The sequence below is a fragment of the uncultured Meiothermus sp. genome, assembly GCF_937863175.1.
Classification (GTDB): domain Bacteria; phylum Deinococcota; class Deinococci; order Deinococcales; family Thermaceae; genus Meiothermus.
In genome coordinates, this window is record NZ_CALMCQ010000098.1 from 1 (window position 1) to 11,832 (window position 11,832).

The 11,832-nt window shown below is 63.1% G+C and carries 13 protein-coding genes; 5 read left to right on the top strand and 8 right to left on the bottom strand.

Going from position 1 to position 11,832, the window contains the following annotated elements; translation table 11 throughout:
- The first annotated feature begins 83 nt into the window (after positions 1 to 83).
- Positions 84 to 434, top strand: coding sequence for a hypothetical protein (locus Q0288_RS03855; RefSeq protein WP_299427456.1), 351 nt, complete (start codon positions 84 to 86; stop codon positions 432 to 434).
- Between the two features lie 93 nt (positions 435 to 527).
- Here Q0288_RS03855 and Q0288_RS03860 read toward each other — a convergent pair whose 3' ends face one another.
- Positions 528 to 902, bottom strand: a complete 375-nt coding sequence (locus Q0288_RS03860; RefSeq protein ID WP_299427459.1) for a hypothetical protein — start codon at positions 900 to 902, stop codon at positions 528 to 530.
- Positions 903 to 1,070: 168 nt separating this feature from the next.
- On the opposite strand from Q0288_RS03860, the gene Q0288_RS03865 reads away from it, so the two are divergent.
- The 4 genes from Q0288_RS03865 (at position 1,071) to Q0288_RS03880 (ending at position 4,278) form a co-directional block, all read left to right on the top strand.
- On the top strand, positions 1,071 to 1,397 hold the full coding sequence (locus tag Q0288_RS03865; RefSeq protein WP_299427461.1) for a helix-turn-helix transcriptional regulator: 327 nt from the start codon (positions 1,071 to 1,073) through the stop codon (positions 1,395 to 1,397).
- Between the two features lie 99 nt (positions 1,398 to 1,496).
- The gene (locus Q0288_RS03870) at positions 1,497 to 1,739 is read left to right on the top strand and encodes an AbrB/MazE/SpoVT family DNA-binding domain-containing protein (protein ID WP_299427464.1); all 243 of its coding nucleotides are present in this window, start codon (positions 1,497 to 1,499) and stop codon (positions 1,737 to 1,739) included.
- Positions 1,736 to 2,140 (top strand): hypothetical protein, encoded by a 405-nt coding sequence (locus tag Q0288_RS03875; protein WP_299427467.1) that lies wholly within the window; start codon positions 1,736 to 1,738, stop codon positions 2,138 to 2,140. Before Q0288_RS03870 ends, Q0288_RS03875 begins: the two co-directional genes overlap by 4 nt.
- The gene (locus Q0288_RS03880; protein WP_299427470.1) at positions 2,140 to 4,278 is read left to right on the top strand and encodes a P-loop NTPase fold protein; all 2,139 of its coding nucleotides are present in this window, start codon (positions 2,140 to 2,142) and stop codon (positions 4,276 to 4,278) included. Before Q0288_RS03875 ends, Q0288_RS03880 begins: the two co-directional genes overlap by 1 nt.
- A gap of 174 nt (positions 4,279 to 4,452) precedes the next feature.
- On the opposite strand, the gene Q0288_RS03885 is transcribed toward Q0288_RS03880, so the two are convergent.
- The 7 genes from Q0288_RS03885 to Q0288_RS03915 all read right to left on the bottom strand — a co-directional run bounded on the left by Q0288_RS03885 (position 4,453) and on the right by Q0288_RS03915 (position 11,830).
- Complete coding sequence (locus tag Q0288_RS03885; protein WP_299427473.1) at positions 4,453 to 5,124, bottom strand: hypothetical protein; 672 nt, start codon at positions 5,122 to 5,124, stop codon at positions 4,453 to 4,455.
- Entirely contained in the window at positions 5,121 to 5,561 is a 441-nt protein-coding gene (locus tag Q0288_RS03890) for a hypothetical protein (RefSeq protein ID WP_299427476.1), read from the bottom strand. The genes Q0288_RS03885 and Q0288_RS03890 overlap by 4 nt, the downstream gene beginning before the upstream one ends.
- Positions 5,558 to 6,121 carry a hypothetical protein gene (locus Q0288_RS03895; RefSeq protein ID WP_299427479.1) on the bottom strand — a complete coding sequence of 188 codons (564 nt, stop codon included), beginning with the start codon at positions 6,119 to 6,121 and terminating at the stop codon, positions 5,558 to 5,560. Before Q0288_RS03895 ends, Q0288_RS03890 begins: the two co-directional genes overlap by 4 nt.
- An 18-nt stretch (positions 6,122 to 6,139) precedes the next feature.
- Complete coding sequence (locus Q0288_RS03900; protein WP_299427482.1) at positions 6,140 to 7,792, bottom strand: hypothetical protein; 1,653 nt, start codon at positions 7,790 to 7,792, stop codon at positions 6,140 to 6,142.
- Positions 7,792 to 8,649 (bottom strand): hypothetical protein, encoded by an 858-nt coding sequence (locus Q0288_RS03905; protein WP_299427485.1) that lies wholly within the window; start codon positions 8,647 to 8,649, stop codon positions 7,792 to 7,794. Before Q0288_RS03905 ends, Q0288_RS03900 begins: the two co-directional genes overlap by 1 nt.
- A 163-nt stretch (positions 8,650 to 8,812) precedes the next feature.
- Positions 8,813 to 10,579: a hypothetical protein gene (locus Q0288_RS03910; protein ID WP_299427487.1), complete on the bottom strand. Its 1,767-nt coding sequence runs from the start codon at positions 10,577 to 10,579 to the stop codon at positions 8,813 to 8,815.
- A gap of 363 nt (positions 10,580 to 10,942) precedes the next feature.
- Positions 10,943 to 11,830, bottom strand: coding sequence for a M3 family metallopeptidase (locus Q0288_RS03915; RefSeq protein ID WP_366914724.1), 888 nt, complete (start codon positions 11,828 to 11,830; stop codon positions 10,943 to 10,945).
- Positions 11,831 to 11,832 lie beyond the last annotated feature (2 nt).

Below are 11,832 nucleotides of genomic sequence, written 5' to 3' on the forward strand. Positions count from 1 at the left end.
GCCCTGGCCCCCGAGGCGGAACTGGACAAAGGCCAGATCAAGCGGCGGGCCAAGAGCATCGGGGGCGACGAGGCGGAGTTCTGATGGAGAAGTATCTGCGCAAGCTGCTGTTCCTGTTTCTGGGGCTGACCACCCTCGGCTACGGCGTGTGGGTGAATGCGAGGTGGGTAGGGGAGGGGTACGCCCAGGTTCACCTCGAGGTCAGCCGCCGAGCCCCGCAGTTCGCCGACTCGAGGGGCTACCTGCGCTGGTGCGTGGCGCGGGAGGGCTGCACCGACGCGCTGCTCGGGCGGCTGTGGCGGGAGGCCCCGCGCTACCAGGCCCGGCAAGGGATCGGGCTATCGGGGGTGGGGCTGGGCTTGCTGCTGTTCGCGCTGCTCTCGCGCACCACCAGCCGAACCGTGGAGCGCAAGCACCTGGAGCGCGGAGGGTGAGGTGTCAGGGGCTACGGGGGCCACTCGGAGCTACTCACCGCCCCGACTGCTTCAGGTGGATGGCGTATGGATGACGGACGAACAGGGTCGCGGTCACAAGGTGATCCGGGTGTAGCGGTCGGCCACGGCCTTGTGTACGGCGGCATCAACCGGGCCGTCGGGCCGATTCTCGCTGGCGGCGGCGTAGGCCAGATGGCGCGCCTGGGCGGCCTGCCGGATGTCGGTCTCCTCGAGCAGCTCCGCCGTGTGCCGCAACCCGTAGCCGAGGAAGAGCACGTCGCTATAGAGCGCGGCGAGGTCGTCGCAATCATCCGCCGAGACCACCCCGCGCTCGCGTAGGAGACGGTAGGCCAGGGCCTTGCAGCGCGAATAGGGGTTGTCGTTCAGGTCGGCCAGCAGGTCGGCGAATGTGTGGAGGGCGGCGATGAGGTTGCGGTGCTTGAGTCGCAGGCGGGCAATGTCGCTCACGGTTTGCTCCTCCTCACAGTTTAGCGCTCAGGGAGGGTCGCTCGAGGGTCACGAGCGGCATCGAGGAGAGGCCCAAAGGGGGCGCTCGAGACCATCCATATCTACCACTGCACATAAGTTATAAGAGGTGCTTTTGCATATATTAAAACCAATAATGTATAATAAAGTGTGCAAAAGCAGCCTTTGTATATAGGTCAAACCCCTGAGGAGCTGCTGGAGCAACTCGGTCAGCACCTGCGCACGCTGCGGCTGCGGCAGAATTTGGATCAACGGATGGTGGCTGAGGGGGCGGGTATCTCGCTGTCGGCGCTGAAAAACCTCGAGACGGGTAGGGGCGCGACCCTCACCACCTTGGTCAAAACCCTGCGGGTTTTGGGCCGACTGGACTGGCTGGATAGTCTAGCCCCCAGCGTTTCTATCAGCCCTCTACAACTCCTCAAATCTAAATCCGAGCGTCGCCGCGCCTCCAAGCCGCGCAAGCCAGCAAAAGCCTAGTCTTAGGGTAATCGTAAGGCGGGAATAGGATTGACAGCTAATGATTCGTGCATTACTCTCAAGACAAGTAAGGAATCCGTAATTCATAAGGAGATATATATGAGCCGTGCAACCCTCACCAGTAAAGGACAGATCACCTTGCCCGTGGCGATCCGCGAGCAGTACAAGCTGGAGAACGGCGATATGCTCCAGTTCATCCCTGCCGGGGAGGAGGAGCTGAGGGTCAAGGTGGTGCGCCGTCACCTGGCGGCGGAGCTGGCGGGCCTGCTGGGCGGCGGCAAGCCCTACTTGGGCAGCCCAGAGGCCGAGCGCGAGGCTGCGGCCAAGGCCCACAGCCGATGAGCAAGGTTTGGGTAGACAGCCACTGGGTACTCCGCCTGCTGCGAGGTGACCATCCGCAGCATAGCCCCAGAGCCAGGGCCTTCCTCGAGCAGGCCGAGCAGGGGGTGTACAGCCTGCAAATCTCCCCGGTGATGCTGGCCGAGACCGCTGCCATCCTTACCGATGCTTACGGTCACCCGGTGAAGGACGTGGCCGAGGCTCTGCTAAAGCTGCTCACCAATCCCGCGCTCCAAGCCCAGGAGGAGAGTTTGGTCTTGGCCGCGCTCGAGCTTATGAAACAGAAGCCCCTGCCGTTCAGCGTGGCCTACACCGTGGCCCAGGCCAAGACCTCGGGGCAGGCGCTGGCCGCCTACGCCAGCGAGTACAAGGGGCTGGGCGCGGCGCTAGTTCGGGTGGAGTGATGGAAGACGGGGCGAACCTGGCCCTGGATCGGGCCATTCTGACTCTGGAGGAAGACCGCCTGGGGCACGGGCGGCTGGCTCGAGAGTTGGTGCGCTCGGTTCAAGTCTTGCAGGCTGAGGGGATCGTGGTCGGCGTGCAAGGGCCTTGGGGGTCGGGCAAAAGCAGCCTGCTGAACTTGGTCGAGGAACAAGCCCAGACCCAGATCAATCCTCCTGTGGTGGTTCGCTTTAACCCCTGGTGGTTCTCCGGTCGAGAGGACTTGTATCAGCGCTTCTTCGGCACCTTAATCGCCCGCTTTTCCGATCCTGACGCGGGCCAGGGCCAGAAACGGCTGGCCGAGAACCTGGAGCGCTTCAGCGAGGCCATCAAGCCCCTAAAGTACGTGCCCGGTGCAAGGGAGCTTGCCGAGCTGTTGAGCGATGTGACCGGATCGGTGGGCAAAGCGATGAAGGGGGAGGCGAAGCCCGCCAGTCTCGAGCAGACCCGCCAGAAAGCGATGGAGGTACTCGAGGAGCTGAGTCAGCCGATCTGGGTCTTCGTGGACGACCTCGACCGCCTCGAGGCCGCCGAGATGCTGCAAATGTTCGCTTTGGTACGCTCTCTGGCGGACTTTCCTTGGGTCTCCTATTTTGTTGCTTTTGACCCCGTGCAGGTCGCTGAGCAGATTAGGAAAGAAGGCTACAGCGACCCCCAGAACTACCTCGAGAAAATCCTCGATCTGAGTGTTGACATCCCTCAGCCGAACCCCCTCACCCTGGCGGCGATATTTGTGGAGGGGCTGATGGAAACATTCGGCCCCGTCTCGGAGGTACAGGAGCAGCAGTGGGTGGGGTTTTACCTCGAGCACCAAGCGCTCGCCCCCACGGTGCGGCGCATCAAGCGGCTGCTGCACGCTGTTAAGAGTGCGAAGGCGCTGCACGGGGACGAGGTTCACCGCGACGATCTGATCGGCATGGAGCTGCTGCGGGCGGCGGTTCCCGAGGTGTACCGGGACTTGCCCGCGTACAGGGCGTTTTTCGCGGCGGGCTTTGACCGGGGGGTGACCAACGCTGATGTAAAGGAGTTGACCCAGCGCCGTCAAGACGCTGTGAAGGCATGGTTAAGCCAGAGGAAGGGTCTGACCGGCGAACTCAACTCTCTACTCGACCACCTTTTTCCCGTGCTGGAGGCTGCGAGGGTAAGTCCGCTGCAAGCCCGAAGCGAGCGCCGCATCTGCGATCCCGTTACTTTCTCGCTGTACTACCAGCTCGGCGAGCGGGAAATACCGACGGCAAAAATTACCGCCCTGCTCGAGGAGAGCGAAACCTCGGCGGAGCCGCTCGAGCGGCTCCTGAAAGAGCAGGCCGAATCACCTATCCCGTTCGCCCAGACCTCTGCCTACCTGCGCGAGCTGACCTACGCCGTCGCGGCCCGTGACCTGAGCGATACCTTGGAGCCGCAACTGGCGATCAACCTGGTGAAAGCAGTCACGCATGACGCGGACAGGTGGCTTGAGGGGCTGGGAGGTTTATGGCTGGGCGACTCTCTGACCGTGCGACTCCCAACGCCCCATGCTCAGACCAGCCGCCAGCGGATGACTCTGGTGAGCGCCTGCATGGGCGGGTTCGAGCTAGTCAGGAACAAGGACGTGGCGAAAATCGAGCCATTCTTGGAAGCCCTCGAGCAGTCTAACAGCCCGATCTGGAGCAGCTCTTTGCTCAGCGGTGTGGTGGACGATTTGAGCCGCATACAGCCGCTTGAGCCCGATCAGAAAGCCCTCTTCTCCTCAGTTGCGGCGCAAGTAAAAGCGACGCTAGAGCGGCTCGAAGAACCCGCCCGCCTAGCCGTGATGGAGCGCCTGCGGGCGGGGCAGGGGTGGCCCGAGCCCTCCTACTTCCTGCCCCTGCTCAAGGTCTGGAACCAGCGCGGTGACAAACGCTATGGGGCCTTCTTCGCCGACCTGTCACCCCAGGACAGTCTTCCCCTGCTCAGCCATTTGGCCGCGATAGCTCGAGAGCGCACCTTTGTGCGGATGGACGACCTGAGGCCAATACTGGATAGAGCTGTGATAAGTGAGTGGATCGAGCGCCTGGAACGCGAGGGAACCCCCATACCCGAGCCGATGAAAGCCTCTTTCGCCAAGTTTTTTGGTGACTAAGCCAGGCTGAGTTACCCAAATACAACCCAGGCTTAGGGCGCAGGCAGCAAGGTCGTGCTGCCGATTTAGGATAATTCGGATTATGCTAATCCGAATTATCCTAAAGGCTTCTCGATACTTTGTTTGCCATACGTTTGAGCCTAAGCACCTGCTCGAGCCTCACAGGAAAAAGCCTTAAGGGCGATAAGGGTGGCTCTGGGCCTTAACCTCATCCCAGCGCAGCAGGGCCTTGAGCGCCAGCACCAACGCCGGAGCCTTAACCCCACCTGCGTTCGAGGGGCTTGGGCTGTTTTGCCCGAACAGGCTGCCCATCAGCACTACATCGCCCGCCTGGGGGCTCTCCACCAGCAATATCCCGCCCGGCGTTTTTCCGCCCAGGAGCACCGTGGCCGCCGAGCGGTTCTGGCCCAGGAATCCCCAGGTCTGCTGGCGGGCCAGCTCGAGCCACCCCTCGTAGCCCTGACCCGCCAGCACCTCCACCGTAATGGGTTGATACTCGTTCTCGCAGAGCAGCCCGCAGGGCTCCTTCCAGCCGCGCACCAGGCAGGTCAGGGCCTCGCGCAGGTCGGGGTCGGCCACCGCCGCGCTGCCCAGAACGGACACCCGCATCCGCGAGGCTTGGCCGTTTACGATCCCCACGGTGCCCACGAAGTGGTTGTCGGCCCGGCGCAGGGTCAGGAGCAGATTGCGAATCTGGCGGGCGGTGAGCGGAGTGGGGCTGCCCAGAGTGAGGGTGGCCTCGAGACGAACCAAGTCCGAGGGAAGCCCGGTCACTTCATCAACCCGGCAGTTTTGCGCGAAGGCCAATGAGGTCGCCGCCAGCAGACCAACCAGGAATCGCCTCACGGCAGCCTCCAGGGTCGGGCCTGTGCCCACAGCTCGGTCAGGCGGATGCGCTGCCGCAGCACCGCCACCACCTCCTCGCTGTCGAGCAGGGTGAAGCGCTGCGGCTCCACGGCCAAAAAGTAGCGCTCATCGGCCAGCAGGAAGGGGGTGGTCAGACGGCCCGGCAGGACGCGCACCTCGAGCTGCAAACCGCTCGAGCGCACCCAGCCCAGACCTTGAACCTGGGCCGAGCCAGTCAGCAGGCGCACCCGCTTGCCCTTTAAGGCCGCCTCCAGTCCGCGCAGGGGCAGGTCACCGACCACAGTGATCAGGCGGGTGTTCTGCTGAAGGTAGGTGCTTAGCTCGGCGACCGAGTGGAGAGGAACCAGGGTGCTGGGGGCGGGGGTCTGGGCGGACGCGAGGCCCAGTAAGAGCAAGAAGGGCAGCAGAAGTCTCATTTGGTGCCAGCCTCCCTGGCCTGAGCGTTGCGGAGGGTCTGGATGGTCTGGCGGGCCAGCAGCACCACCGAGGCCACGGTGGGGCCGTCCAGGGCGTACCAGCTCGGAATCCAGACCCGCGTGTTGTCCACCAGCACCAGCGGGAAGCCGAACTTGCTCAGGGCGCTCAGGGAGTCGTTGCTCGAGGAGTCCACCACGGTCACGTAAGGCTTGTAGGGCTCGGTTTCCCAAAGGCGATAGTGGGCGCGGTGTTCTTTGGGGGTGACGATGTAGAGGCGGGGCCAGCTCTGGGCTTGCGCTGGGTCAGTCAAACGGCGGCGCAGTGTAGCCAGTGCGTCGCCCAGGTCGGCGGGGGTGCCGACCAGGATGATCTCCAAGCGCTGCAAAAGCAGCGGCTCCACGTCGCGGCGGTAGTCGGCGGGAAAGAGGGCATCCTGGGGGAAGGCGCAGGTCAGGTTGGCGGCGCAGAGCCCCTGGCGCACTAGGTCGTAAAGGGTGCGAAGGTCTTGGGGCGTGGGGGCCTGGGCGAAGGCCGGACAGCAGAGTAAGAGTAGGAGCAAGGGTCGCTTCATAAAGGTTTAACGCAGCAACAGGTCGTAAGCGCGGGTGAAGTCCAGGCCGGGGATGCCCGCCCCCGGCAGGCCCCTGCCGGGCGTGCCGCGCACCAGCGGGATGCCGTAGCCCTCGGGCACGCTGAGCCAGCCGTAGTGAGTGCGCTCGCCGACGAAGGGCAGCACGTAGGGGGCAATCGGTAGCGGGCGGGGCAGCTCGAGCTGCGGCGTGGTGCTCACGTAGGGCGGGGTGGGCTGGAAGCTGACCTTGAGTCGCAGCGGGACGTGCCAGAAGGCCACCAGCCGCCCGAGGAAGGCGGCGGTCCGCTCGAGGGGGCTGGCCCAGGCCGCCCCCAAGTCGGGCACGGTGGCGGTCTCGAAGCGGTTCCAGGCCATGAAGAAGCTGGCGTAGCCCAGCCGCTCGGCCACCAGCGGGGACTGCGGCGGCATCCAGCGCTTGAGTTCCTCCAAGCGCCAGACCCCCGGCACCGAGGCGTGGAACAAGTGCAGCGGCTGGCCTGCGGCGGTGGCGGTTTCATCGAGCGACTTGAGTCGGCTCAGGGTGAGCTTAACGCTGGCCTCGTCGAGGTTTCCCAGCCAGCCGCGCAGCGGGGCCACCGCGCTCTGCAAGACCGGCAGGCGGCCCAGCCCGATCAGGAGCTGGTAGTAGTAGGGGTAGGCCACCAGCCGCTCGGTCTGGGGCAGGGCGGGGAGGGCTTGGTGCAGGGTGCTGAGGCTCTGCTCGAGTTCCCCTGTCACGCGGGCGGGCTCGGGCAGTAGGCTTGACATCACCGGGGCGATCACCGCCCCCGCGCCCAGCAGGTGGCTCTGCCAGGGGACGGGCGCGAAGACCTGGGGCTGGCCGGTGAGGGTTGTGGGCAGCCTGGGGGCGAGGGCTTGCAGCACCTCGCGCTGGTATTCGAGCTGGTACAGCCCGTGGGCGCGTTCGATGCCCGCCCTGACCCTGGCCTCGGCGGCCTCGTAGTTCATCCACAGCGGCTGGTCGGGGAAGCCCTGGCTGCACCAGCTAAAGCCGATCTGGTCGGCGTCCACGCAGAAGGCCGGGATGTACATCACCGGGAGCAGCTCGAGGCTCAGGTCGTCGCAGAACTGGCCCTTGTCCACCTGGGGGGTGGGCAGGTAGCGGTCGAGGCGGTGGGTGCCCCTGGAGGCGGCCTCGGGGAAGCCCAGGCCGGGGTCGAAGCCGGTGGGCAGGCTGCTGCGCTCGACCATCAGGCTGGCCGGCGGGGTGGGCGGGTCTAGGTCGCCCAGCCGCAGCCCGACCACGCAGTTGCTCAGGTAGAAGGCCGGGTTGTTGAGGCGGGTGAGGGTGTTCTGGTAGTAGCGCTCCTCGAAGCGCTGCCAGGCCAGACGCAGGTCGCGGGTCACGCCTTGGGTGGCGGGCAGGGTGGAGAAGGGGATGCGCCACTCGTGGGGAGTATTTTGCGGCGGGTTCTGCCCGTGTTCGGCTTGGTGCCGCCGCAGCTCCGAGCTGCGGATGACCTCGAGGAAGGGCCAGCGGCCCCGCTGTAGCTGCTCGTATCGCAGGTCGGGGAAGGAGAAGAGGTACTCGAGGTTGACCGCGCCCTCGGCGGCGGGATTCTCGAGCGGGGGGTAGTTCGGAGCAAAGCCCTGGGCCAGCGCCAGACCCAGGCCCCACAGCAGGGCGAGCCAGCGCATCAGCGGCTGACCGCCACGACCCCCAGGAAGCGCTTGAGCACGAAGCTGGCCTGGCCGTCGGAGAGGGGCCACTCGAGGGCAAGGGCGCGACCGGGGGAGCCAGTCGGGATGAGCACCAGGTTCAAGACCTCGCCCGCCCCCAAGGTGCCGTCGTAGTTCTGCGGCGAGACGACCTGCACGCCGGCCTCTACGCTCTGGCCCGTCAGGGTCTTGAGCGCCAGCCTGGCGGGGTCGAGGGCCAGCGGGGTGCTGCCGCCGTTGCGCAGGGTCACCACCACCCGACCGTTGCCCACCGCGACCATCTGCTGCAAGCCTGCCGGGAGGTTCTGGCGGTCGGAGAGGGCCTGATTCAGGGCGGTGTTGTCGGTCGGGGCTGGGCGGCTGGCGGCCGGGCTGGCGGCGCTCGAGGGGCGCGGCGAGCGCACCACGTAACTCACTTGGGAGGGGTTGGCCTTCTGGATGCTGACCTTGAAGAAGAGCTGCTGTCCCTTGACCTGCACGATGATGTCGGAGTCGCCGACCTGGCGGCTGGTGACGAAGATGATGTTACCCCCCTCGGGCGGCAGCCTGCGCCCGCGCCCCTGGTCGGAAGGGTCAACCGGGCAGTTCTGGCACTCCACGGCGGCGCTGTTGCGGATGAAGAGGGCCTCGATCTCGTCCTCGAACTGCAAGGAGGTGAACCCGCTCGGGGAGAGGTTCAAGAGCCCCTGGCGGGAGGCCACGTCGGCCCAGGCGAAAGTACGCACGATAGGCTGCCCGAGCCGTGCGGCGGGGCCGCTGGGTAGGACTTGGGCGGGGGCGAGAGAGCTTAGGGCTGCGAGGGAGACCAGCATGAAAAAAGGCAAAATCTTTTTCATGGGGCCATGTTACCGGATTACATTGTATATTACAAGTATACCTAGGAATATATCCCGTTGATAATCTGAAGAACCCGTGTAGGGGTGGTAGGTTGGCCAAGCAAAAAACACTAGTCCGAGGCGAGTTGCCGTTGGTTTTTACTGCGCTCGAGGGGTGCTACCGCTAAACCAGCGCGTAGCAGCCCCGGCTGAACTCTTGCACGGTTATTCGGTCGTCCAGCAGGTCGTGGGTGAGGGCCTCGAGGGTGCCCATCCGCAGTTGCATCTCGCTACCCGAGGCCTTGGGACAAAGACCGTATTGATTCAAGATGCTCCAGGCCACCTCGGCCATCAAGGAGCCTGCCCCGTGCTTTCTCAGCCCGTAGGCGATCTGTAAAGCCGAGATGGGGGGCTGGTAGTAGGTGCGGGGGCCACGGGTGAAGGTCAGGATCTCTTCGCGGAAGTTGCCCCGCTCCCCCGCGCCCAGCTTGACCTGGGTCAGCGGCTGGCTCTCCCTTAAGTCGAGGTTGAGCGAGCGCAGCAGCAGCTCGCCCGCCAGCGCCGGGGATACAGTCGTTCCCAGCGCACTGTTCTTGCTGCCCAGTCGCAGGATGCTGTCCAGCGCGGGGGAGAGGTGGGGCAGGTTGGGGAAGGCCACGGCCATGTAAGCGGCTGCCAGAGGATGCCAAAACATCAGCAGATCGGCTAGGCCCTCTGGGGAGGCCATCTCGATGGCCTCGGCGTCGCGGAAGACCTCGAGCAGCTCCTCCTCAGCAGGCTCGATGGCCAGGCTGGGTAGGTTGAGGTCGAGGGCCTGCTCGAGGCGCAGGCCTGCAAGGAGCAGACGCAGCTCGAGCCACTCTTTAGTCGGTGTCCTTAACCCCGTTAAGGTATGGGCAGAGGGGACTGCTTTGCCCTGCCACAACAAGGCGGTCGAACCGATCCAGCGGTTGAGCAGCAAATACCAGTCGCTGGCAAATTGGGTAGCCGCACGAGTCGAGGCCAGGGAAGTGTTAAGATGGCTCTTGTATTGGCATAGATTCTTGTTTACGCGAGGCTGCGAACGCGCCTTGAGTAGCCCTCGGAGGGACTCTACCAGCCAGCGTTCGTTATTCACCGGAGCGTAGCGTTCCTCGATGGGTGAATGAAGATCGTCGTAGCCGCCCAGACATGCAAACCACTGGCGAACAGCCGAAGAGGCAAGGGGGTTGACGGCCTCCTGTAGGGGTGATTCGAGCCAGCGAATGGCTTCGTCTACGTTCCCTAAGTGTGCCAGACAGCCCGCCAAGGATGTATGTTGATAAGTGGCCGCATGCTGATCGCGAATACCGGTTTCTAGGTTCTGCTGAATAACCGATAAGCCATCCACAACTCGACCCGATAAAAGGTTCACCTGCACCATCAAATTGCCTGCTCGCGTTTCGCAGATCGGCATTTCCAGTTGGCGCGAAGTGAAAACCGCTTGCGCGGCCAGCGAGCGCCCCCGCTCGTACTCCCCCAATGCGCTCACAATCAGTCCGAGATTGGTCTGGATAGTGGCCTTCGCCTCCAGGAGCAGGCTGGACTGTCTCAGTGTCTCGAGTTGTTTCAGTGCCTCCTCCAACAGAGGAATGCAGTACCTCACCCCCTGGTGACTGCCCACAAAGTCGAGCAGGGCTAAAACTGCCTGAGAGTAAGTGCGAACTGTGACATCACTGGCCCTGAAAGATTGTTGCATCAAGGGACGATAGGTATTCGGCCTGACAAACCAGTGCCCGAGACAGGCGGCGCGAAAGATCGCGATTTCGCTACCTTGTAGTGTTAGAGATTCGATGACCTGGTGTACGGTTCCGAGGCGGTTCTGCTCGAGAGCCCAAGCCTGGAAGCGCCCCGCGTCGTCTAGGGTAGACAAACCTGGCAAAAGTGCCGCCTTTTCAAAGTTGGCACTGTTATCGCTGAGTACCGTCTCCATAGGACAGGCGCGATTTGAGGTCTAGCCCCCCGTGATTGTGCATGTTCCGCACATCGGTTTTACCGGCTCATCCTGGGCGGGTTGCGTCGTAGGATCGGGCTGGGCTTTGGGCGGGGAAGGTTGGATGTCGGCACTGCCGCAAGCTGCAAGGGCGAGGCATAGCAGGGTCAAGAGGGCCATCAGAATCTTTTTCACGGCGCGAATATATCAATACGGTTTGTGTTTGTCTCTACACATAACAGCGGAAACGACTAGAGCATCGGTGCTTAACACGGACAAGAAATAACGTTGGAAATGAGCTTTCCACGATTGTTGTTGTGATGCGCTGCTGCGTCACCTTAACTGCCGGTAACGTCGGCGGTTTCAAATCAATGTCCCGGTGTTTGTGAATCCAAACTCCTGGCGCAGTCGCTTAGCAACTCGTTCAAGCGTGTCTTGATCAAAGGGGAAATTTATCTCCCAGACGGACAAAACCTTTGAGAAGCCCCATTCGCTATGGCTGAGTATTTGCGTAAATTTCTCTAGGCCAACAGTCCGATCTTGATCCATCCGCTCGAGTCCCAGCATCGCCATGACCCAGGCCAGGATGTACTCCGAGGCGTAGAAAGGCATGGGGATAAAGCGCAACGTGTGCCACATCTTTTTCTTGATCGGCTCGAGTCCAGACCAGTCCAACCCGTCGCCCGCACTTGCCTCGAGGTATGCGCGATCTAGCTCATCGGCGGTTAAGTTCTGTGCCTCTTGGGCATACACCCAGTGGGTGAACTCCTCGAGAGCGACCAGGTTCTCTATGTAGTCCAGCGCGTTCATCAGGCTGTTGAGGTTCAGCTCCGATAGCTCGGCGGGCCTGATGACCTCTTCTCGGGCCAGTTCCCTCAGCCCCAAGCACTGAATGGTGTAGGCGACGTACTCGTTGATGTCCAGGGTCGCGTGCTGTAGCCAATAGGGGCGGTCTTTGGCGCTGTGGCTGTAGTGAATGGCATGTCCCAACTCGTGAAAAGTGAACCTAAAGTCGCTGGCTATGCCGGTGTTGTTGCACAAGACCAGCGGCTGGGCTGTGGTAGACAGATAGGTTGACCAAGCCCCTGTCTGTTTACCTGCTCGCCCCCAAAGATCAGCGGCCCCAGAATCGAAAAGATCCTGAGCTACGACTCCAAACGAGGGTTGGATGCGGGATAGGGAATCAGTAACCGCAGCAGTTAGGGCTTTCTCGCTAACCCACGTCGGACTAGCCTCGGGCTCGAGTTGAATTT